Below are 22,857 nucleotides of genomic sequence, written 5' to 3' on the forward strand. Positions count from 1 at the left end.
CATAATACGCCCGCACTGGTACAGTGGCGGCGATGATCCTATATCGTCCCAACCATGAGCCTCAGCACTCTCAGAAAAGATCTCGGCGGCTGCCGCCATTGCGAGGACATAGGCCTGATCCCGCAGGCGCGGCCAATCTTCCAGCTGCCGTCGAAAGCGCGCATCGGCCTGTTCAGCCAGGCGCCCGGCAATCTGGCGCATATCAAGGGCAAGCCGTTCTACGATCCGTCCGGCGTGCGCCTGCGCGCGTGGATGGGCGTAACCGAAGAGGAGTTCTACGACTCCGGCCGCATCGCCATTGCGCCGATGGCGTTCTGCTTTCCCGGCTATGACGGCAAGGGCTCGACCGGCAAGGGCGGCGACCTGCCGCCGCCGAAAGTCTGTGCCGAGATATGGCGGGCCCGGATCATGAAGGAGATCGAAGGCCAGCTGAAACTCGTCCTGCTGGTCGGCGCCTATTCCCAGAAATGGCATCTGGGCGACAAGGTGGGACGTACACTGACGGAGACGGTGAAGATCGCGCACGACAGAATCGTGAATGGGGAAGCGGCGATGGACTCCCCCATCTATCTGCCGCTCCCCCATCCCTCATGGCGGAACAATGCATGGCTGCGCAAGAACACTTGGTTCGAAGAGGACGTCGTGCCTTTCGTGCAGGACATCATCCGCCGCGAGATCGCGTGAGCCCTACCAGCTGTTGCCAACGGTGAAGAGCAGCTGCTGTTCGGTTCGCTCCCCGGTAGCAAGCCGCGTCGGCTGGTTGTCGATGAACAGGTCGTCGCCGCTTTCCGGGTTGACAATTGCGGCACTGTCGGCGCGCCAGCGGGCCTGATAAACCGCCCCGAGGGAAAAACGCTCAGTCACGGCGAATTGCAGGCCCGCATCCACCGAGGCGCCATAGGTAAGGCCGGAATCATCCTCATCCAGCCTGATCGGCACGGTCTGGGAATAGTAGCAAGCGCCGCAGAACGTATCCTGTTGTGCATCGAGGTCCGCCTCGCGATAGCCGAAGTTGAACAAGGGCCGGAAATGGACGCTGGCATTGCCGAGCTGCCGTCCGAAGAACGGGCCGGCCTCGAACCCGGCATAGCGCTCGGTCAGGTCCTGGCGCCCGAGCGTGTAGATATCGGAATAGCTCGGCGTGGTGATTTCGAATTCATGCTCCGTGTCGGAATAATCATAGAAAAAGCCATGATAGCAGCCCCAGTACCAGTCCGGATCAATTCCGTGATAAACCTTGCGCCCGGCATTGAAACGGAAGCCTTCGAAGTCCGTATTCGTCTCGACATCCGATCCGGCGCTGCCGAAGAAAAGTCCGGTCGCGTTGTCATCGGCAAAGTCGAAATAGACGACGCCCGTGCCGTTGCCGCCAACCGGCACGCTGCCGCGGGAGGAGCCGTCGGCCTGGGTATAGGTGAACCCGGCCATGAAGGCGTTGGCCCGGCCGCGCCATTTGCGCTGCAGATAGGGCAGGCCGTCATATTCCGTCCGCGGCGTGAAGCGGTAATCGCCAATGTGCAAGCCACCGAATGTCGTGCCCGACAGCGTGCCGTCCGTTTCCGCAACGAACCGCTCGTCCTCGGTGGTCACTTCCACACCGAAACCTGCCCGGGGGATGTCGACGCTGGTGACACCGAAACCGAACAGGCTGCGCTCGAGGAACCTGTTGCCAGCCTCAAGCCCTGCCGGCTGGGCACCGGAACCCTCCGCCGAGCTGTTTCCCGGTTCCTCGTCGTCAATTATCATTGAGGAAAATTCGCCGCCGACATACCAGGTGCCGCCACCGCTTTTCGCCGCGGCACTGGTCGAGGACGACGTAGAGATCTTGTCGTCCTCTCCGGTTTTTCCCGAACGATCCTCATCTCCGGTAAAACCTCTGATGGCGAAACTGTCCTCGACAGTGGTTCTGTCCATCGGCTCGGCGTAGGTCAGGACGAAAGCTGTACTGGAGCCACCCCCTTCGGCGTTGCGAGACGGGTTCAGGACCGGCTTGGGAAAATTCTGGAATCTGTTCAACTGATCGGCCGTGGGGGTCCCTTCCATCCGGTCTTTCAATTCCTGATAGGCTTTCGCGTATTCCTGCGATGTGGCTACGGCCTGCCCGTCTGCCAGCATCATTCCGGTCAACCTGTCTTCGAGCTGGGTTATCGTCAACGTGCTCATGTCCTGAGCTGCGGATGGTGATGTCATGGCAAATTGCCCCATAATCAGGGCGCCTGCGCTTGTCGCAGCCAGCAATAGGGTTCTCATGAGTTCTCTCCTCTTCGAAAGTTGTGAACGGAGAGGAGGGTGCCGTTATGCTTCGCAGGGCACATGATGCAATAGGACTATGGGAGGCTGATTTATCCGGCGAGAAGCATTTTTATCAGGTCGACCTGGCCACCGGCGCCGGTCTTGTCGAGCAGGTTCTGCATATGCACCCGCGCCGTGTTCACTGAAATGCCGGTGCGGCGGGCGTGATCGGGCACGGAGAACCCGCCGGCAAGGCTGACCAGCAGCTTCTTCTCCGACACGGTCAGACCGTAACGCTCGGAAAAGGCGTGATAATCCGTCAGCTCGCCCGGCGCGGCATGACGCATGCGCTCGGTCAGTCCCTTGACGAGATCCGGTGGCAGCTGGCGGGCAATGTCGCGCATCCGCTCCTGCCAGACGGGCACGTCGCCAAGGCGTTCGCCATCGAATTCGAACAGCTGGGCATAGGTCAGGAACGTCTCGACAGCGTCATCCTTCTTATCCCCGGTATCCTCATCAGCCATTATTCTCTCCTGCAAGGCATCATGACCTTTCTCTCGGGGCCTGTGAATAGTTCAGTTTTTGTCTGGATCATGCTACTGAAGAAGCCGGGAGATCTTATGAATACTGCGGCCTATACCGACAGGATGCACCCGGCAGCCCGGCTTTCAGTGCTGGAGGCGGGCAGGCTCGCGCATTTCGTGCGCTCCGAGGCCGGCTTGCTCGGGCGTATCGCCGACCATACGCTCGCCCGCGCGGAAAACAGGCTGATCGAATATGTGTTTATCAGTCGTCTGAAAAAGGTTTTCCGCGACTTTGCCGATCCTTTGAGACCGGCAAATGCCATGATGGACGCGCTGCGCCAGCGCCAGAGCGAGGGCAAGATGGCGGGCCTGTCGATGATGGCCTCCGCCGACGGCACGCCGCGTGTCGACACGGAGGAAAGCTCCAGCGCCGATGCCTGGCGCCTGAGCCGGCAGGGCGGGGAGCGCCTGTTGTTCTACGTGCCCTGCGGCGGTTTCATCCTGCCGCCATCGCCCAAGCAGCTCGCGACGGCGCAGCGTCTCGCCAGCGCCTGTAATTGCCGCCTCGTCATCGGCAAGCACAGGCTGGCACCGGAGCATCCGTTTCCTGCGGCAATTCACGATATCGCCGATCATTACGAGGCGCTGCTGGCCGGAGGGCATCATCCGGGCAATATCATCGCAGGGGGCGACACCTCCGGTGCCTGCATCATGCTCTCTGCCCTGATGGAGTTGCGCCGCCGCGGCGTGACCATGCCTGCAGGCGTCCTGCTGTTTTCGCCATGGGCGGATCTTTCCCTGTCCGGCTGGTCCTACATCACCGGCAGCGTCTCGGCGACGAGCCCCTACCGCATGGAAATCGCCGCCTTCTGTGCCAGGCTTTACCTGCAGGACACGCTGCCGACCAATCCCATGGCCTCGCCGGTTTATGGCGAGGTCAAGGGCCTGCCGCCCATGGCGATCCATTCCAGCCGCTACGATATCCGGTTTGATGATGCCCTGCGGCTGGTGGAAAAGGCAGAGAAGGCCGGTGTTCCATGCCGGATCAACTACTGGGACTCCCCGCGCCATCACCTCGAGCGGTTCAAGTCGCGCGATGCCGATAAATCCTTCGAACTCGCTGCCGCCTTCGTCGAAGAGGTCATGGCCTAGAGCAGCCTGCGTCCGCATGGACGCAGAGGAGCTGCTCTAACACTTTGGAAGCGATCAACTTTCCTGCCTTCAAATGATTCCATTTTAAGGCAGGTTGATCTAGCGCAAATTCCCGGATTGACGCGAATGCGGCCATGGCCGGGCCGGTTGGAAAAAGCTTTCGAACGCCGCGATGACGGCCGCAAGGTCGCCCGCCGCGATAAATCAGCGCTTGTGGTTCAGCCAGTCATCGATACGGGCATAGATGATGTAGAGCACCGCGATCACGATGATCACGCCGATGGCAACCTGGAAGGCGAGAGTGTAGTCCTCCCGCGTGATCTCAGGCTCCGTCACCGGCGGTGTGCCGACTTCCGTTCCCGTACCGGTATCATCGCCTGCAATGTCGTCGGCAGCAACGTCATCGGTCGCATCGGTCGTGCTGTCTGTCGCGCTTTCATCCGGAGACGTATCATCCGTACCCGTGCCACCGTCCGTCTGATCCCCGGTTCCGGTATCGCTCCCGGTTCCGGCATCGGTTTCGCTGCCGGTATCGGTGTCAGCGTCACTGTCTGCGTCGGTGTCAGCGCCAGCGTCTGCATCGCTCCCGGTTCCGGCCTCATCCCCCGCGGCATCGCCACCATCGCTGTCGCGGTTCATCCACGCCGCGCCGGCACTGGCCGCGCCGCCGGCCCCGGCGACGACGGCGCCCTCCATGGTCCGGGACGAGCCGATATTCTTGCGCCGCGGGGAGTTCTCCTCCGGCGTGACTCGGCTGGAATCCACATCCGTATCGCCGAGCTCGTTACTGTCCATCGGCTGCAGGAACAGCGCTTTCTCCGCAGCGCGGCGGTTCACCAGACCCTGTACCACCTGTTTCTGGCCGTTCACCGTCGCCTTGTTCCACCAGGTGATGGCATCCGCTGCCTCGGCGATCTTGCCCTGGTTGAAGAATTTCAGGGCACTGGAACTGCGGAACGCGCTGACGCCGATATTGTAGGACAGCGACACGAACGCATCGAACTGGTTCTGGTTGATCTCCCGTTTCAGCCCGCCGGAGACGCCTTCCTCGAACCGCTGCAGCTCGTCGCGCAGCAATTCCTCGGCGTAATCATGGCTGATGCGGACGGGCTGGCCGCCATTGGCCGCGACCGCGTCGGCGACGCTGTCATAGCGTTTGCCGTCGATCCGGATCGGGCCGATATGGCCATAGCCAATGGTCCAGATCCCGGCGACATCCTTGTAGGCATCTAGCCGGATGCCCTCGAAATGCTTGATCAGGTCAATCCCAGTTTGTGAAACCCGCATACTATCCCGCTCCGGAGCCTTTCGGCAGACCGGCCTCCCGCTGGCCCCATTGTAGACCAGCCAGACGGGCCCAACAATGGCGACGTTAACTTTTTGTTCACAGGCACAAACGCCTGAAACCTCGAAAAGATCGCCAACCGGGCCCGATTTTTGCTTCGTTCCCAACTACTTGGCGAAATGACACGGAATAGTCTCCTTTTCGTCACACAAATTTTATGCAATGGGGAGCTTCCCGCCTTGCTGAATCAGGCTGGTTTGCCTATTACCACCAGCATTGCCGTGGGTCGGGACATCATTCAGGGAGTACAGGATGTCGGCAACTGAAACTGAAGCATATCGTCCGTCAGATGACGAGCCCTTCATGAGCGAGCGCCAGCTCGAATATTTCCGCAAGAAACTGCTCGACTGGAAAGACGACATCCTGCGTGCCAGCAAGGATACGCTCGGCCAGTTGCAGGAAGACAGCCTGCATCTGCCAGATGCCGCCGACAGGGCCTCAAGCGAGAGCGACAAGGCGCTTGAGCTGCGCACCCGCGACCGCCAGCGCAAGCTGATCTCCAAGATCGACGCGGCCCTGCGCCGGATCGATACTGGCGAGTATGGCTATTGCGAGGATACGGGTGAGCCGATCAGCCTTGGCCGTCTCGAAGCGCGCCCGATCGCGACCCTGTCGCTCGAAGCGCAGGAGCGCCATGAGCGCCAGGAAAAGGTCCACCGGGACGATTAGGGCCAATCAGGCCGCGTCGGCGTTCCGCGTAGCAACGAAATCATCAAGGGCGGCAAACGAGCCGCCTTTTTCATCTCTGAACCATCTGAAATAGGCCTCCGACCGCGCCAGCAGCGCGTCGATCATCGCCGCCGTCTCGCTATAGGGGGTCGCCCCCTCGGTCAGCGAGGTGGAGTGCAGGCTGAAGGTCATGATGCTGACTTTTTCCCGCAACAGCGCGCCGGTCAGGCTTTTCAGATCATCCAGTTCATAGCCTTCGGGCGACAGGCGCACCGGCGCCGTCATGCGTTTGAGCAGGGAAGGCAATGGCCCGTTGGCGTCGGGCCTGCCCTTGGGCACCGGCAGCATCAGGCTGGTGCCGCGCAGGACCCTCCCGCCGGATACCGGCAGGCACAGCAGGGGCTTTCCGTCCACGGTCGCCTTGCGCCACCAGGCCTTCGGCGAATGCCCGGTGAAATCCGGCCCGCCATCGCCGCCCTGGTCGAAGCCGGCCGATGGCGATGAATCGAGCCAGACGCCTTGCGCCTGCAGGTCCGCCTGCACGGATGGCGACACGCCATAGCGCCCGGCGCGGTGGGCGATCGGATCGGTGCCGAAAGCCTTTCTGAACGCCGCGATCAGGGTACGCAGCTTCTCGCGATGCAAATCAGCCGGCAGGTTTGCCTGATAGGAGCTGCGCGGCGTGTTGTCGCCTGACTGCGGCGGCGTCACCCATTGATGCAGGTGCAGGCCGAGGCTGGCCCGGCCGCTGTCCTGCAGCTGGCGGAAATAGCGCGCGCTCGCAGCATCCTGCATCAGCGGCCAGGTGATGAAATAAAGCGGCTTGATGGCGTGGCTCTCGCACAGCGACTGGAACCGGGCAATATCCGCCGGGTCGGCGACGGCGTGGGTGGTGAAATCGTTGACCGTCCAGTCGAAGATTTCCTCGGTGTCCACCGTCACCAGCAGGGAGGGAGACTTGCCATGGATATAGCGGCGATCATATTGCCAGTCGGTCGCCGCCGCTTGTGGCCCGGTCACCGGTGCACCCGATACGCGGTCAAACAGCGATTTGAGACCGAGCGCCGTTTCCTTCCACGAGAATTGTTCCGCATAGGCTCGTGTATGCGCGCGCGTCGGGGGATTTGACAGCAACTCTGTCACGGCCGCTGCTATACTCGCGGCGCTGCGATCTTTCGTCAGGCGTCCGCCTTCAGGCGCGGCGACGACTTCGCCGCAGCCCCAGACTGGCGTCGCGACGCAAGGCGTGCCGCAGGCCATCGCTTCCAGCAGCACGTTGGGCCAGCCTTCCCGCGATGAGGCGAGGACCAGAACATCGGCGGCGCTGTAGACAGCGGGCAGATCCTCGTGGGGCAGGGCGCCGGTGAAGATCACGCGGCCCGCCAGGCCGGACTTATCCACCTGGGCTTCCAGCGTGCTACGGTCGGGGCCTGCGCCGGCGATCACCAGCGTGGCATCGGGCAGGGTCTTCAGCGCGTCGATAACGAGGCCGTGCCCCTTGCGCTCGATCAGGTGACCGACAGAAAGGAGCACCGTGCCCGACAGGCCGAGACGCATACGGGTCTCCTCGCGCTGCGTTTCGCGGAACAGGTCGAGATCGACACCATTGCGCAGTACATGGATTTTTTCCTCGCGGGCGCCCAGGGCCACCATCTCGTCCTTCAGGGCGCGGCAGACGGTGATCGAGGCATCGGCCTTTGCGGCGGCGTCGAGGATCATGCGTTTCTGGCGGGGCCAGGACGGGATCAGATTTATGTCGGTACCGCGCGCGGTGACCGTCACCGGCTTGCCCAGCCGCCGGGCAACTTCCACCGCAGCGACACCGTCAGGGTAGTAATAATGCGCATCGATCAGATCGAAATCCCAGCCCTCGGCAACCAGCCGGCGTGCCTCGCGCTCGAAGCACCGGGTCAGGGCGCCAGCGGCCCAGCTCATGCCGATCTTCGGCGGCAACAGGTAGCGCGGATGGCTGATCCCGATGTCATGGCGCGTTTCCCGCGCCGGGGCTGCGGCGAAGGCGGCATATCTGCCGAATACGGTCTGTCTGAACGGGAACCACGGCACTGGCGCGATCACTTTCGCGTCCACCCCGCCTTCGTCCAGCAGCGCGCGCAGGCGGTTCTCCACGAACACGCCATGGGTCGGCATGGCGGCGTTCGGATAGAGGGTGGTCAGGGTCAGGATACGCATAGGGTCAGTCAGTCCGGTCCGGAACAGCGGTGAATGCTGCCTCGCGTCGCTTCATAACAGGCAACTGTTTCCAGAAGCTCAACACCATACAAGAGCCGTGCCGCCCTGCTTTGCCTGTGGCGTGCACACTTGACGGGCGAGTGGCACGCTTCCTGCTAGCCAGAAGTGCGGCATTGCCATGATCAATCACACTGAGTAACAAGGCGCCGCGTGAGGGTCGTAAAGTGGGTAGCGTAGAAAACGTCTTGGGGATTCCTGTCACTGTCCTGTTTATTCAAGTCATCCTGTCGGGATGTCTTGCGCTTCTTTATGTCGGCTCCCTGCACCGTTCCGCCCGCAAGGCGCTGTTTTTTGCTGTCCCGGGACGCCTCTGGCGGAGACCTTTTACCGGACTGCTGCGTAAGTCCATCAACATGGATGCTGACAAGTCCGGGATCGAGCATTTGAACGGACAGGTAAATCTGGAGTTGTTTGCCGGACGGGAGATCGACGGGATTCCCGTGGTTCGCGGCGATCTGTGGGTGCGCGGCGGCAAGAGGCTGTGCGACATTTTCACCAGCATGGCGCTGATCCTGTTCACGCTACCGTTGCTGGTGACTGTCGCGCTGCTGATCAGGCTGACCTCGCGCGGGCCGGTTTTCTATAGCCAGACACGGGTGGGACGCCATGGCCGCCATTTTCGCATCCTGAAATTCCGCTCCATGACGGTCGATGCCGAGCGCGATGGCGCTAAATGGGCAGGCACCAATGATGCCCGGGTCACCTGGATCGGCCGGATCATCCGCAAGACCCGGATCGACGAGATTCCGCAGGCCATCAACATCCTGAAAGGCGATATGAGTTTCGTCGGTCCGCGCCCGGAACGGCCGGAATTCACTGCGATCCTGAACGAGCAGATCCCCCATTACGAGGAGCGCCACCGGGTCAAGCCGGGTCTGACCGGCTGGGCGCAGATCAATTACGAGTATGGCGCATCGGTCGAGGATGCGCGCATGAAGCTGCGCTACGATCTCTACTACATCAAGAACCACAGCCTGATCCTCGATCTTTTCATCGTTGTGCGCACCATTTCGGTAGCGATCCTGGGGACTGGCAGCCGCTAGGCGGCAAGAAAGGGAGTTGTGCCGTTTTATAACGGCTCGGGGCGGCTCTTAACGGGCCATAAAGGATAACGGCGTTAACTTCCGCAGGTCCGGAACGGGCTCTGCTCGTGCCGGCAGGTCCTGAACGCGAGTAATGAAGCGGTTCTGCACCGGATAAGTGTGCGGGATCATGGTAACGGCCGGGCAAGCGGCACGAACCTCGCAAAACAGGGCGAGGAGAGGACTGACAGATGAAAACGACACTGACTTTCACAATGAAAACGGCCGCGGCGCTCTTGCTTCTTGTCCTCGCGGCATGCGAGTCGATGCCGCCGGGGTCGATCAGCGATTCCCTCGGCCGCGGGCCGGGCGAGCAAACCGGCGCAGTCACACCGGCTCAGCAATCGCAGGGCGCGCTGCTGCAGGCGTCGCCGGAATATCTGATCGGGCCTCTCGATGAACTGAACATCTTCGTCTGGCGCGCGCCGGAGCTGTCAGGCGACGTCACCGTGCGGCCGGACGGGCGGATTTCCACGCCGCTGGTGCAGGACATGCAGGCCGCCGGCAAATCGCCGACCAGGCTCGCGGTGGACCTGCAGCGCCAGCTGTCCGAATATGTCCGTAATCCGGAAGTTACCGTCAGCGTCAAGAAGTTCTCCTCCACCTTTGATCAGCAGGTCAGGGTGCTGGGCGAGGCGCAGCGGCCCGTGGCGCTGCCCTATCAGGCCGGCATGACCGTGCTGGACGTGATGGTCGCCGTCGGCGGGCTGACGGAATTCGCCGCTGGCAACAAGGCCGTGCTGATCCGCGGGCAGGGCGAGAACAAGCTCAGCTATCGGCTGTATCTGGATGACCTGATGCGCCGGGCCGACGTGAAGGCGAACGTGCCGGTGCTGCCGGGTGACGTCATCCTGATCCCGGAAAGCATTTTCTAGAACAGACCGGACCCGAAAGGGTGAACGGCAAGAGGGCAACGAGTACCGTGTTTACTTTGAACGATCTCCCCAAACCGATTGTCCGCTATGCCGTCGGCCTTTGGACGCGCCGCTGGCTGGTGCTGTCAGTGGCGTGGCTGGTGGCCGTTGCCGGCTGGCTCGCCATCATGTTGATGCCGGATGCCTATGAATCGCGTGCGCAGATCTATGTCGATACTGACACCGCCCTGAACGAAACGCTCGAGGAAAGCGCCCGTCGCGCCGATTTTGAAAAGCGCGTCCGGGTCATGACCCTGCAACTCCTGTCCCGCGAAAATCTCGAACAGGTTATCGCCGAGGTTGGCATTGACGAGGAATTCGCTGTCGTGGCTGCCGAGCGGGCACCGGGCAATGCGGCGGAGCAGGAGCGTATCCGCAAGGTACTCCTGCAGCGGAAGATCAAGTCACTGGGCGAGAGTATCAGGATCTCGAGTTCCGAAGAGCAGTACTACACGATCTCCTATCTCGACAGGAACCCGGTCATGGCGCAGCGCATCGTCGCCGCCGTCATCGCCCTGTTCATCGAAAAGGATGTCGGTACCGCGATCTCCCAGAGCGAAACGGCGTTGTCCCGCCTCGACAGGGAAATCCGCCGCTACGAGGCGCTGCTCTCGCAGAAGGACCAGGAAGTCGCTGCCTTCCGCAAGGAGCATGCGGACGAGTTGACCGGCAATGAAACCCAGCGCCGCCGCCTTGACCAGAAGGAAGGCGAGCTGTCCGGTATCGAGTTCTCCATCGAGCAGTCGACCCGCCGCCGCCAGACCCTGATGGGTGAACTTGCGACGACGCCGCGCAACACATCGGGTACGGAGCTTGACCAGCTGAAGCTGCAAATGGCACAATTGCAAAGCCAGTATCGCGACAACTACCCCGACATCATCGCGCTCAGGGCCCGCATCGCCGAGCTTGAAAATGGCGGCGCCAGCCTGCCGAACAACCCGGAGTTCCAGCGCCTCGAAGCCTCCGTCCGCGTCGTCGAGGATGAACTTGCCGTGCTGCGCCAGCGTCAGGCTGTCCTGCGCAGCGAGATCGAACAACTGACCCTGACAGCCGGGCAGGTGCCCGCCGTCCAGGCTGAGCTGCAGGAGATCATGCGCAACTACGATCAGATCGAGGCAAGCTATGAAGACCTGCTGTCGGAGCGTGAACGCCAGGCGATCACCGCGTCCCTGTCAGAGGGTGGCGGCACGGTCGATTACAATCTCTACGAGGCGCCGACCGCCGCAGCCGAACCGGCCTGGCCGCCGCGCGGGCTGATGAGCCTCGGTGTTTTCCTGGTCGCGCTTGGCGCCGGTGTCGGTATTGCCTTCCTGCTCGCCCAGATCGACCGGAGCTACACGCAGGTCAGTGACCTTGAAGAGGCGCTGGGCCTGCCGGTGCTCGGCGCGATTTCCCCGGCACAGACGCCGTCCCGGCGACGGGATAATTTCTTCGATCGAACCGCCATTGTCGGCGTCGCGGGGTTGCTGTTCGCGACCGCCTGCGCGCTGTTCTGGCTTCATGAAATCCACGTCGATGCAGACGACAACAGACCGGGCCTGCTGGCCGCGAGCGAGGAATTATGAGTCTCATCGAGCGAGCCGCAACGGCCCGGAACCGGGCCATGAACGAGGGCGAGCGTGACGCGGATGGACCGCGACGCTCCGGTGGCGGCGAAACCCGGCCGGTCAATCGCGCCAGCGCCGGGCGCAGCCTGCCGGTCGTCCATCCACAGGCGGTTGAGGGCGTCGACGATGATCTCGACCTCGATCTTGCCGGCTGGGGCCAGGTCTTCGAACTCGATAGGGCGCTTCTAGCGAGGCAGGGCTTTCTGGTCCCTGACACCAGGGACAAGCGCCTCGCGCTGGAGATGCGTGCGGTAAAACGCCGCCTGCTGCGCCGCCTCAACTTCTATCGCATGGAAAACGCCGGGCGCCGCCGGCCGACGCCGCAGGGGCCTGTGCGCAACACGGTGCTGTTCACGTCGACCCGTCCCGCAGAGGGAAAGACATTCTCCGCCATCAATCTCGCGCTCAGCCTCGCGCTGGAAGACAATATCAGTGTCCTGCTGATCGATGCCGATGTGCCGCGTCCGAAGATCTTCCATCACTTCGGTCTCGATGCAGGCGATGGCCTGACCGATTATGTCCTCGACACCGCGCGGCCGCTGGATGACCTCGTCATGCGCGAGCGCGATTATCCGCTGTCGCTGCTCAGCCAGGGCAAGGCGAACGTCAACCCCGTCGAACTGTTCGCCAGCGAAGAGATGTCCCGGTTCGTGCAGGAAGTCTCCCGCCGCTATCCGGACAGGATCATCATCTTTGACGCGCCGCCGGTTCTCGCCACCCCCGAAGCTGTTGTGCTCGCGCGCCATGTCGACGAGACGGTGTTCCTCGTCGAGGCCAACGAGACGCCGGAACCGGCGGTCGCCATCGCGCTCGAAGAATTGCTCGACAACAACGAGAATATCTCCCTCATCCTGAACAAATGCCTCGCGCCTCAGGCAGCGTCCCATTACGGATCGTATGAAGAATATTATGCCAAGGGGTCCGGGCTTCGATCCAGCCACCTGCGCAGCAGGGAGGGATAGGAATGATTGCGCGGCTTCTCAGGCTTTCCCTGCTGGCAGGCGTTGCTGCCGGTTCTGTTGTGCCCGCAGCTTACGGACAAAGCCAGGTCACGCAGGAAAAGCTGGCAGAGCGCTATCTTGAGGATCGCCAGAATACGCCTCTGCTGACGGACACGCCGGGCACCCAGCCCGGCGATCGCGCGAGCCGGAAGGTCTATGAAGCCCGGCCCCTTTCCTATGTTCTGCGCGTCAGCCCGCGTGTAACCTATTCGGACAATGTCGAGCTCGCCCCGGAAGGCTTTGAACAGCAGGACGCACTTGCCTCCGTCTATTTGTCCGGCGGTGCCTTGGTCGACCGTGTGCGGTTCAAGGGCATCGTCAACGGCTCGATCGAGCTTGGCAGCTATGTCGATCCGCCGCAAATCGGTGGCGAGCAGCTCTATGATCGCGTCGTCTTCAGTCCCAATGTGGTCGCGGGCGGCACGACGAAACTCGTCGATAACCTGTTCTATTTCGACATTGCGGCATCGGCCCGCGAGCAGGCGCTGGACGAGACGACGCGGTCGTCCGGCGGCACCTCGCTCGCCGGCAGCCAGCGCCTTGCCAATTCCTACGCCGTCAGCGCCAGCCCGTATCTGTTTCGGCGCCTGCCGGGCGAGGCGACGGTCGAAGCACGCTATCGCTATGTCGCCGTTTCCGTCGATGACGACCAGTCCGTCGATGGTGTCGACGACTTCCTCAACGACTCGCGCTCGCACGAACTGCTTGCCGAATATTCCACTGGCCGCCTGTTCGACCGAATCGGATTTTCCGTCCGCGCCCTGGCCAATGCGACCGAGGAGACAGGCAGCCAGGTGCTGCCGGAGGTCGACTTCAGACAGGCGAGCCTGTCGGGTGATGTCCGGTACGCCATGAACCGCAAGCTGTCGCTGGTCGGGACCGTCGGCTATGACGATATCGATACGAATGGCACCAGCCCGTTCGATGACGAGGATCTCAGCGGCGCTTTCTGGAAGGCCGGTGTTGCGATCAAGCCGGGCCGCCGCAGTGATGCAAGCCTTGAACTGGGCGAGCGCTATGGCGGCACATGGGTCGATGCGGCAGCCTCGTGGCGCTATTCGAGCCGGCTGCAGTTCCGACTGTCAGCCAACAACCGTCTGATGACGACGGCCCAGGCGCAGGCCGAGCGCTTCAGCGTGTTGCAGCAGGAAACCCTGTCCTATGCGGAGGAATTGCGCCAGCTCGGTAATCTGACCTCCGAAAACATACTCGCCCGTGTCCTCGAATATAACGAGGGCCTGTCCGACCTGACCCGCCAGCAGGCAGGCCTGTCGCGCGCCACCGGCGTCTATGCCGACATGATCGCCCAGGCGCCGCGCAGTTCGCTCGTCTTGCGTACGGGCTTCGACAAATCCGATTTCGGGTTCGAGGAGATCGACACATGGTCTGTCTCTGCGCTGCTGAACCATCGCATCTCCCGGCGTCTCAACGCCTATGGCCGCGCCAATTTCCAGGACTCGGACGGCGCGGTCGGCGGCAGCCTTGAAGACTGCCTTACCGCCTTGCGCCAGAACCCTGACAATGCCGGCATGACCGACGCCATGCTGCAAGCGATCTGCGAGAGCGGCGAAGGGCTCGGCCTCGACACCCGCACGCTCATCCTCTCCGCCGGGCTCGATTACCTGCTGTTCCGGGACCTGAACGCTTTCACCGCATTAAGCAGAAGCCAACGTTTTGCCGATACACCTGCCAATGAATATGTCGAAAACTCGGTCACCGTCGGCCTGAGCTACGATTTTTAACCGGCGGCATGCCGCCAGGGTGTTGAAATGATTGAAGATTATTTCGGGTTGATCAAAGCGCCGTTCAAGCTGAGCGCCGATCCCTATTTCTATTTCGACAGTCCGACCCACCGCAAGGCGCTGTCCTATCTGCAATACGGCATCCAGCAGGCGGAGGGGTTCGTCGTCATCACCGGCGATACCGGCGTCGGCAAGACGACGCTGGTCCACCAGTTGCTCGATGGCCTCGACAACAACCAGATCATTGCCGCGACGATGGATATCAGCCATGTCGCGCCGGGCCAGACGCTGGCGCAGGTTCTGTCTGCGTTCCGCATCGAACCGGCCGGGGCGGGGGCAGGCGCCGGGCTCGAAGCGCTGCAGGAATTCCTGATCGACCAGATCGGCGATGGCCGTCAGGCCGTGCTGATCGTCGACGAGGCCCAGAACCTGTCGCCGCAAACGCTGGAAGAGCTGCGTGTCTTGACCAACCTGTCCTATGACGGCCTGCCGCTGTTGCAGGTCTTCCTGATCGGCCAGAGCGAGATGCAGGAAATGATCGCCCGGCCGGACATGGAGCAGTTCCGCCAGCGGGTGATTGCCTCCTACCACGTCTCGCCGCTGACCCGCGACGAGACCGCCGCCTATATCGACCATCGTCTGTATGCGGCGGGCTTCAAGGACGAGCAGTCGCTGTTTACCGACCGCGCACAGGACGCGATCTACCACCATACCGGCGGGGTGCCGCGCCGTATCAACAAGCTTTGCGCCCGCGTGCTGCTGCAGACCGCGCTGGATGAGAAAGACTTCGTCGACGCTGCCTGCGTCCAGACGGTGATCGACGATCTCGACGAGGAAATGGGCGGCGCACAGGTCGGGCACGGCGAGGAACCGGTGACGGTGACCCAGGAGGATATCATCCCGGTGCAGGATCAGCCGGTCTATACCAGTGCAGAAATCGAGACCGCGCCGCGAGAATCTGAAGAGCCCGACATCAACGAACCGGAAGTGCTAACGCCGGCTCAGGCAGATGTGTCGTCCGACGACACGGTCGATGACGTCATCGACATCGCTGATGAGACCATTGGGTCCGCCATTCCGGCGCCGGGCGCCGAGCCTCCTGTCGAGGAAGACGAGGGCTTCGCTGCAGACGAATACGATGACCTTGCCGCCGAGGCAGGGACCGTATCCGGGAGCGGTGCGCAGACGCCCAGCAATGTATACCCGATCTTCAGTACCCGGCATGGGGATGCTGAAACGCCTGAAGATGAAGTTGAAGACGACGACGACGACGACACCGACACCGCCGCCATGATCGCCGAAGACGGTCACGATCATGAGCCGGCGAAGACAGAAGAGCCTGAAGCGACTGTCCCGCCGCAGACGGAGAGCAGGACAGAGGAGGAATTTCCCATGAGTGTACTGGACCGGCTGCACGCCGCAAAACGAAGATATTTTCCCGGCCAATCCGCCAGCAACGAAGGCGATAGGCCGCAACATGATCCTGCGACGCCAACCGGCGATGACGAGTTCGAGGAACTGGGTCGTCAGCTGCGCATGAACACCCAACTTACAGGCGGAAACGTGCTGGAGGAGGCCGTGTTGTCGAGGGACCCCGATGAACGCGACGAGCGCATCGCGGCCCTGAAGAACGACCTCGCCCTGTTTCTGGAGGAGGTACGCAGCGGCCTTGGCGACCTGGAACAGTCGATGCATGTCGTGAACGACAAGATCACCGAGATAGAAGCCTATCAGAACGGCCGCAACGGCCTGCTGAAGCAAAAGCTCGACAGTGTCGAGACCATGCTCGACCGGCTGCAGGAAAGAAAATGACCATGACGCGGGACCACAGCACGGGCGATCAGCGCCGAGCCGCCGGTCCTGATCGCTCCATCGCGCAAACGGCCGGCATCCACGCCATGTCGGTGGATGTCGAGGATTATTTCCAGGTCTGGGCGCTCTCAAGCGTCATCGACCGCGACACCTGGGACTCATATTCCCTGCGCGTCGAAGATACCACGCGGCGCGTGCTCGACCTGTTCGCCCGTACCGGCACGACGGCGACCTTCTTCACCCTCGGCTGGGTCGCCGAACGCTGCCCGGCACTGATGCGCGATATCGTCGATGCCGGTCACGAGGTCGGCAGCCATGGCTATGAGCATATCAAGGTCTTCGATCAGACACCGGATCAATTTCGCACCGATGTCGTCAAGACGAAGACAATCCTCGAGGACGTCACCGGCAAGCCGGTCAACGGCTATCGCGCCGCCGGGTTCTCTATCGATGACCGCACGCCCTGGGCCTTCGAAATCCTTGCCGCGGCTGGTCATCTCTATAGCTCCTCCGTACACCCCATCATGCATGATCATTACGGCATGCCGGAAGCGCCGCGCCAAGCCTGGCATCCCGTCGACGGCGCCGGCTTCGTCGAGATCCCGGTCTCCACGGTCGATGCCTGGGGGCGGCGGTTTTCCTGCGCCGGTGGCGGCTGGTTCCGGCTGTTGCCCTATGCGTGGTCGCACCATCTGCTGACCCGCCTTATCGAGGGCGAGGGCGGCGCGGCCGTCTTCTATTTCCATCCATGGGAGATAGACCCCGGCCAGCCCCGCATTGATGGTATCAGCGCCAGGTCGCGCCTGCGCCACTATACCAATCTCGACCGCATGGAAGCCAAGCTGGAAAAGCTGCTGACACGCTATCCTTGGCGCCGCATGGACGAGGTGTTCCCGGTCCAGCCCGTGCAGGTGGCCGCATGAACGCGCCCGCGGCCGCACTCTCACCGACGCAGGCGGCCAGCCAGGTCCGCCGCGCGCAGCCATCGGATCTGCGCGCCTGGAACGCTTATGTCATGGCGCATCCGGATTCGTCATTCTTTCACCGTTTCGAATGGGGCCGGGTCATCGGCCAGACCTACGGCCATGAGGCGGTCTTTCTGATGGCGCATGCACCGGCCGGCGACATCAAGGGCATCCTGCCGCTCGTTCATGTCAGGAGCCCGCTATTCGGCAGGGCGCTGATCTCGACGGCGTTTACCGTCGGCGGCGGCGTGCTCGCGGATGATGCCGCTGCGGAATCGGCGCTGATCGCTGCGGCTCAAGCACTGGGCGAGGAGCGGGGCGTCGATTATGTCGAGCTGCGCGGCGGCTCGCCGGCGCCAGGCTGGCAGACCAAGGATGCAACCTATGCCGGGTTCGTCGCAGATATTGCGGCCGACGAAGAACAGAACCTTTCCTCGATCCCGCGCAAGAAACGCGCGGATGTGCGCAAGGGCATCAAGGCGGCGCAAGCAGGTGAACTGGCTGTGACCCGCGAGGGGGACGTCGAGACTTTCTATGCTCTTTATGCCGAAAGCGTGCGCAATCTCGGCACGCCTGTCCTGCCCAGACGCCTGATCGAAAACCTCGGCGCAGCCTTCGGCGATGACATGGACGTCGCGCTCGTGCGTGCCGCCGGCACGCCGGTCGCGGGGCTCGTCAGCTTCTATCACCAGGGCACGGTAATGCCCTATTATGGCGGGGCATCGCCAGCAGCACGCGCGCTCCATGCCTATGACTATATGTACTGGGCGCAGATGCGCCATGCTGCCGGGCGCGGTTGCGCGCGGTTCGATTTCGGCCGGTCCAAGGTCGGCACGGGCGCTTACGACTACAAGCGCCATTGGGGGTTCGAGCCGCAACCGCTTGCCTATCACTACTATCTCGTCAAGGCGGATGACGTGCCGGACATCAATCCGAACAATCCGAAATTCCGCCTGCTGACCAGCGTCTGGAGCAAGCTGCCGCTGTCTGTCGCCAACCGGCTCGGCCCGCTGATCGCCGGCCATCTGGGATAGGCGATGAGCCAGCCCCCTGATAACCGCAAACATGCCCTGTTGCTGGTGCACCGCATCCCGTGGCCGCCTGACAAGGGCGACAAGATCCGCTCCTGGCGGCTGTTCCGTTATCTCGCCGGGCGTTACCGGCTATCCTGTGGCTTCTTCGTCGACGACCCGGATGACATGGCTCATGTCGAATATCTCGCGCAGTTCTGCGATGAGGTGAAAGCCGTTCAGATCGGTCCGCGGCTTGCCCGCCTGCGGTCGCTGACGGCGCTGGCTTCACGCAGGCCCATGACCTTCGACTTCTACCGCAGCCGCGCCATGAAACAGTGGGTTGATGGCGTCTTGGCTGAGGGAGTCGATGCCGCTTTCGGCTTTTCTGCCGCCGTCATGCCCTATCTGGAACAGGCCACCTGTCCGGTCTTCGCCGACCTGGTCGATGCCGACAGTGCCAAGTGGGCCAGCTATGCCGAGCGCGCTTCTCTGCCGATGTCCGCCCTGTATGCCCGTGAGGGCAGCGTGCTGGCGAACGCGGAGGCAGCCATCTCGCGCCGGGCAGATCATACCTTCCTGATCACGCCGGAGGAGGCCATGATCGTGAAGTCGCACAAGCTCGCCAATCCGGCACGCATCGGCTGCTACGGCAATGGCGTTGACACGGACTATTTCGACCCCGCCGCCGACTTCGCCCCGCTCGATCGCCGCGTCGATCTCATCTTCACCGGTGCGATGGACTACCAGCCCAATGTCGAGGCGGTGACCTGGTTCGCCGATGCCGTCTGGCCGCAATTGCGCAAGGCGATGCCGGATATCATCTTTGCCATTGTCGGCGCGCGTCCGACGGAAGCCGTCGCCGGTCTCGCCGCCCGGCCCGGCATCATCGTCACCGGCAGGGTGGAAGACATGCGCCCCTGGCTCGCCGCCGCCCGGATCGCCATCGCCCCGCTGCAGATCGCTCGCGGCGTCCAGAACAAGGTGCTGGAGGCGATGGCCATGGCCCGGCCGGTCGTCGCCAGCCCCGGCGCGGCCACCGGCATTGCGGCCACGCCCGGCGAACACTTCTTCATCGCCGACGGGGCGGAAGCGTTCCGCCAGCGCATCAGCGCGCTGTTGCAGGATGATCCGACAGCCACCAGCATCGGCAGGGCGGGCCGTGAGCACATGGTCGCTACCGGCAGCTGGGCGGCCCGGTTATCCCCTTTGGGCAGCGTTTTGGCCGAACACGGAATATAGGTGCCACGTAAGGATAGCGTTTCAAGTCACTGAACTGTAATATAAATATCGAAACGCGCAATCCTTGCGTGTCACATAATTGAGACTTGTTGAAGCCTTGTGGAAGGGTTAACGTCGAACGGGGAAGAAACCAGTTTGGGGATCATTATGCCTTTCATGAGAATTATTCTACCGCTCGTCATCGCCGGCCTGTTCATCTATGCGCCGCTGCTCGAGCAATCCAGCGACGGCACCTTTACCGGGCCGGGCACGGACATGGTCACCGGGGCTGCCTATGTTGGCCAGTCCGTCGACTGTGCGATGGAGCTGCAATTCAACCCGCTGGCCGAGGGCTGCGGCCCGCAGAACGGCATTACCGGCTGGGTGGTTTATGCCGCCGTTGCCGTCAGCGCCGTTGCCGCGATTATCGGTGTGCTCGGGTTGCTACCGTTTCTTGCCGGCATTTCAGGCTTCCTGACCTTCCTGTCCGGTGCAGCTGGCACTGCAGCATCGGGCACGCTGCTGTATCAGATCTGGGAGAAGGGCATGCTCGGCGACGTTCAGTGGTTCATGTGGGCCGCCCTTGCGGTATCGCTGCTCACGGTCCTCGTCGGGATGAGCTCCATGAGCAGAAAGTCGGACTAGATCAACCTGCCTTCAAATGGAATCATTTGAATGCAGAAAGTTGATCGCTGCCAAAGTGTTGGAGCAGCTCCTCTGCGTTCATCCGGACGCAGGCTGCTCGAGGCGCCGACGCATTCGAACTGACACGAAAACGCGCTCCTGACCGGGGCGCGTTTTTATTCATGTCAGGGCCATTTGGCTTCCGGTGGCAGGGAGGACAGGATCGATTCCACATTGCCGCCCGTTTTGAGGCCGAACTGGGTGCCCCGGTCATAGAGCAGGTTGAACTCGGCATAGCGCCCACGGCGGATCAGCTGTTCCTCGCGCTCATCTTCCGTCCAGGGCTGGTTCATGCGCTTTTCGACGAGCGCCGGGTAGGACGTCAGGAACGCCTTGCCGACATCCCGGGTGAAGGCGAAATCCGCTTCCCAGTCGCCGCTGTCATGGCGGTCATAGAAAATGCCGCCGACGCCGCGCGCCTCGCCTCGGTGCGGGAGGAAGAAATACTCGTCGCACCACGCCTTGAAGCGCGGGTAATACTCCTCGTGATGACGATCGCAGGCGCCCTTGAAGGCAGCGTGGAAGGCGAGCGTGTCCTCATGGCTCTCGCCGCGATAGGCATTCATCATCGGGTTGAGATCGCCGCCGCCGCCAAACCAGGTTTTCGTCGTCGCGATCATCCGCGTGTTCATGTGCGCAGCCGGGGCGTGGGGGTTTCGGGTATGGGCAATCAGCGAGATGCCTGCCGCCCAGAAGCGCGGATCTTCCTCCGCGCCCGGTATCTGGGCGCGAAACTCCGGCGAGAACGCGCCATGGACCGTGGAGATGTGCACGCCGACCTTTTCAAACACCTTGCCATGCATCAGTGCCATGGTGCCGCCGCCTTCATCGGCGCCGGTTTTCGACCGCTGCCAATCGGTCCGTACGAAGCGTCCGGCGGGCGATTCGCCGTAAACGCCGGGGTCGGCGGCGTCTTCCAGGGCCTCGAAGGCCACGCAAAGCTGGTCGCGCAGGCTGGCGAACCACTCGGCAGCCCGGTGTTTTCTCTCGGTTATGCCCGTCGAATCACGTTTGTCCATCAGCGCACTTTATTCAGGTGTTGCCGAACTGCAACCTGCTTCAGGATGTTGAAATGCGCAGATTGTCACGGCCCGGCCAGCATTTTATTGTTAGGGTCAGGAGAGGGATGTGATGAGCTGGGATGAAATCCTGATAATCGCCTTGGCATGCAGCGCCGGCATGATCGCCGGTGTCGTGCTCGGCTGGCTTGTATCGCCGCTGGCCGGTGCGCTGGGAGCGAAAGCGAAAAAATCCGTCGGTGGCATTATGGTGATCGCCGGTGCCGTCGCCGGCTATGCCTTTCTGCCGCCAGTTATCAGCCCGTTCGTCGAGCCCCGTCTCGAGCAATTTGCCGGCGAGGCATCGGCCGCGACAGCCGCGCCCGCCAGCGTGCAGCCGGAGATTGCCGAGGAGGTCGTCGCCGCCGCCATCGACGAGGCGCTCGCCGGGCTCAACGATCCTTTCTTCGACGCGGTGCTGGAGCGCGAGCCGAACCGGTCGTCCCAGATCCGCACCCGCCTTGCCTCCGCCTATCGCCGGGGCGGTGAAGAGGCCCTGATGGCAGCGCTGATGGCGGCGGATCGTGAAATTCTGCAGGTCTCCTTTCCGTACTATATGGCGCGGGCGCAGGAGGGCGATCTCATCGCCGCTGTCCAGCAGATCCGCGTGGTCATCGCCATGCTGAGCGAAAACGATCCGATGACCTGCCATACCTGGCTCTATGGCGGCATGCTCGGCGCGCGGTTCGATTTCGACCGCTATATTGCCGCCATCGGCCCGTCGACCCATCTGGAGATGCAGACCCGCCTCGGTGCGGTGGTGCGCGGGGCGAGCGAAATCCTGCCTGACTATGACGAGACCCATGCGGTGATCGTACTCGACGAGGTCCGGGTGGTTCTGAACGACCAGCTTGGTGACGAGAAGGTCGGGCTGATCATGGCGACCCAGCAGCCTGGCAACGACAATGATGCCCGGCTGGCCTGCGAGGCATCGGGCGATTACTATGATTTGATCCTGCAGGACACCAAGGCCGTCGACGTGCTCCGCCACCGCTACTCCGGCGGGAATGAATTCCTCTAGCCGCCGCTAGCCATAGCCCAGTTGCCGCCGGGCGTCGGCCAGGGCGATCGCAGCCGCGACCGCCATGTTCAGGGACCGGGCACCGGGGGCGAGCGGTATACGTGCCGTAACGTCGCACACATTGCGCACATCGTCCGGCACGCCTGCGCTTTCCTGCCCGATCATGATCCGGTCATCGGCACGAAAGTCTAATTGCCCCAGATCGGTATCACCCGTTGTCGTCAGCAGGATCAGCCGCGCTGCGCCATGATCCGCGCCCGCATAGGCAAGCCATGAATCGTGGCGTACCGGCTCTGACAGGGTGCCATAATCCATGCCGACCCGGCGTATATCCTTGTGTTTATACGGAAATCCGCACGGCTCGATGATATCCAGCAACGCGCCGAAACAGGTGCAGATGCGGATCGCGGCGCCGACATTGGCGGCGATTTCGGGCTGGTAGAGAACGAGGCGCATGATGCCTTTATGAGCCTGAAACGACGCCCTTGTCACCATCGTGGTTTGCGACACCATGCCCTGCCAGACGGGCGTTGTGAGTACTGGACTTTACAGGGAAGTCATGTCAAAC

At 62.4% G+C, this 22,857-nt stretch carries 20 protein-coding genes; 14 read left to right on the top strand and 6 right to left on the bottom strand.

The window, feature by feature from the left end; all coding sequences use genetic code 11:
* Positions 1-54: 54 nt before the first annotated feature.
* Positions 55-684, top strand: coding sequence for a uracil-DNA glycosylase family protein (locus IEV88_RS02470; RefSeq protein ID WP_188159705.1), 630 nt, complete (start codon positions 55-57; stop codon positions 682-684).
* Positions 685-687: 3 nt separating this feature from the next.
* On the opposite strand, the gene IEV88_RS02475 is transcribed toward IEV88_RS02470, so the two are convergent.
* Both IEV88_RS02475 and IEV88_RS02480 read right to left on the bottom strand, forming a co-directional pair.
* A complete protein-coding gene (locus IEV88_RS02475) occupies positions 688-2,250 on the bottom strand; it encodes a hypothetical protein (RefSeq protein WP_188159706.1) in 1,563 nt (520 codons plus the stop codon).
* Positions 2,251-2,342: 92 nt separating this feature from the next.
* A complete protein-coding gene (locus tag IEV88_RS02480) occupies positions 2,343-2,756 on the bottom strand; it encodes a helix-turn-helix transcriptional regulator (RefSeq protein WP_188159707.1) in 414 nt (137 codons plus the stop codon).
* A 96-nt stretch (positions 2,757-2,852) separates the two neighbouring features.
* Here IEV88_RS02480 and IEV88_RS02485 point away from each other — a divergent pair, with 96 nt between their 5' ends.
* On the top strand, positions 2,853-3,908 hold the full coding sequence (locus tag IEV88_RS02485; protein WP_188159708.1) for an alpha/beta hydrolase fold domain-containing protein: 1,056 nt from the start codon (positions 2,853-2,855) through the stop codon (positions 3,906-3,908).
* Positions 3,909-4,112: 204 nt separating this feature from the next.
* Here the strand turns inward: IEV88_RS02485 and IEV88_RS15210 are convergent, their stop codons facing one another.
* Positions 4,113-5,195 (bottom strand): lysozyme, encoded by a 1,083-nt coding sequence (locus IEV88_RS15210; protein ID WP_206711326.1) that lies wholly within the window; start codon positions 5,193-5,195, stop codon positions 4,113-4,115.
* A gap of 310 nt (positions 5,196-5,505) precedes the next feature.
* On the opposite strand from IEV88_RS15210, the gene dksA reads away from it, so the two are divergent.
* The gene (dksA, locus tag IEV88_RS02495; protein ID WP_188159709.1) at positions 5,506-5,922 is read left to right on the top strand and encodes an RNA polymerase-binding protein DksA; all 417 of its coding nucleotides are present in this window, start codon (positions 5,506-5,508) and stop codon (positions 5,920-5,922) included.
* 6 nt (positions 5,923-5,928) lie between these two features.
* Here dksA and IEV88_RS02500 read toward each other — a convergent pair whose 3' ends face one another.
* A complete protein-coding gene (locus IEV88_RS02500; protein ID WP_188159710.1) occupies positions 5,929-8,112 on the bottom strand; it encodes a glycosyltransferase in 2,184 nt (727 codons plus the stop codon).
* A 413-nt stretch (positions 8,113-8,525) separates the two neighbouring features.
* Here IEV88_RS02500 and IEV88_RS02505 point away from each other — a divergent pair, with 413 nt between their 5' ends.
* The 10 genes from IEV88_RS02505 (at position 8,526) to IEV88_RS02550 (ending at position 20,171) form a co-directional block, all read left to right on the top strand.
* Positions 8,526-9,215 carry an exopolysaccharide biosynthesis polyprenyl glycosylphosphotransferase gene (locus IEV88_RS02505; protein ID WP_188159711.1) on the top strand — a complete coding sequence of 230 codons (690 nt, stop codon included), beginning with the start codon at positions 8,526-8,528 and terminating at the stop codon, positions 9,213-9,215.
* Positions 9,216-9,469: 254 nt separating this feature from the next.
* The gene (locus IEV88_RS02510; RefSeq protein WP_373291172.1) at positions 9,470-10,129 is read left to right on the top strand and encodes an XrtA/PEP-CTERM system exopolysaccharide export protein; all 660 of its coding nucleotides are present in this window, start codon (positions 9,470-9,472) and stop codon (positions 10,127-10,129) included.
* Positions 10,130-10,176: 47 nt separating this feature from the next.
* A complete protein-coding gene (locus IEV88_RS02515; RefSeq protein WP_188159712.1) occupies positions 10,177-11,733 on the top strand; it encodes an XrtA system polysaccharide chain length determinant in 1,557 nt (518 codons plus the stop codon).
* On the top strand, positions 11,730-12,737 hold the full coding sequence (locus IEV88_RS02520; RefSeq protein ID WP_188159713.1) for a P-loop NTPase family protein: 1,008 nt from the start codon (positions 11,730-11,732) through the stop codon (positions 12,735-12,737). Before IEV88_RS02515 ends, IEV88_RS02520 begins: the two co-directional genes overlap by 4 nt.
* A gap of 2 nt (positions 12,738-12,739) precedes the next feature.
* Positions 12,740-14,518, top strand: coding sequence for a porin family protein (locus IEV88_RS02525; protein ID WP_188159714.1), 1,779 nt, complete (start codon positions 12,740-12,742; stop codon positions 14,516-14,518).
* Positions 14,519-14,545: 27 nt separating this feature from the next.
* On the top strand, positions 14,546-16,330 hold the full coding sequence (locus tag IEV88_RS02530) for an ExeA family protein (protein ID WP_188159715.1): 1,785 nt from the start codon (positions 14,546-14,548) through the stop codon (positions 16,328-16,330).
* Between the two features lie 2 nt (positions 16,331-16,332).
* Positions 16,333-17,253 (top strand): XrtA system polysaccharide deacetylase, encoded by a 921-nt coding sequence (locus IEV88_RS02535; protein ID WP_188160520.1) that lies wholly within the window; start codon positions 16,333-16,335, stop codon positions 17,251-17,253.
* On the top strand, positions 17,250-18,329 hold the full coding sequence (locus IEV88_RS02540; protein WP_188159716.1) for a FemAB family XrtA/PEP-CTERM system-associated protein: 1,080 nt from the start codon (positions 17,250-17,252) through the stop codon (positions 18,327-18,329). The genes IEV88_RS02535 and IEV88_RS02540 overlap by 4 nt, the downstream gene beginning before the upstream one ends.
* 3 nt (positions 18,330-18,332) lie before the next feature.
* The gene (locus IEV88_RS02545; RefSeq protein WP_188159717.1) at positions 18,333-19,547 is read left to right on the top strand and encodes a TIGR03087 family PEP-CTERM/XrtA system glycosyltransferase; all 1,215 of its coding nucleotides are present in this window, start codon (positions 18,333-18,335) and stop codon (positions 19,545-19,547) included.
* 156 nt (positions 19,548-19,703) lie between these two features.
* Complete coding sequence (locus IEV88_RS02550) at positions 19,704-20,171, top strand: hypothetical protein (protein WP_188159718.1); 468 nt, start codon at positions 19,704-19,706, stop codon at positions 20,169-20,171.
* A 164-nt stretch (positions 20,172-20,335) separates the two neighbouring features.
* On the opposite strand, the gene hemF is transcribed toward IEV88_RS02550, so the two are convergent.
* On the bottom strand, positions 20,336-21,229 hold the full coding sequence (hemF, locus tag IEV88_RS02555; protein ID WP_188159719.1) for an oxygen-dependent coproporphyrinogen oxidase: 894 nt from the start codon (positions 21,227-21,229) through the stop codon (positions 20,336-20,338).
* Between the two features lie 112 nt (positions 21,230-21,341).
* Between hemF and IEV88_RS02560 the strand changes: the two genes are divergently transcribed.
* Positions 21,342-22,289: a hypothetical protein gene (locus tag IEV88_RS02560; RefSeq protein WP_188159720.1), complete on the top strand. Its 948-nt coding sequence runs from the start codon at positions 21,342-21,344 to the stop codon at positions 22,287-22,289.
* Between the two features lie 6 nt (positions 22,290-22,295).
* Here IEV88_RS02560 and IEV88_RS02565 read toward each other — a convergent pair whose 3' ends face one another.
* A complete protein-coding gene (locus IEV88_RS02565; RefSeq protein ID WP_188159721.1) occupies positions 22,296-22,745 on the bottom strand; it encodes a tRNA (cytidine(34)-2'-O)-methyltransferase in 450 nt (149 codons plus the stop codon).
* Positions 22,746-22,857: the final 112 nt, after the last annotated feature.

Source organism: Aquisalinus flavus (assembly GCF_014640095.1).
In the GTDB taxonomy this organism is placed as follows: Bacteria; Pseudomonadota; Alphaproteobacteria; order Caulobacterales; family Parvularculaceae; genus Aquisalinus; species Aquisalinus flavus.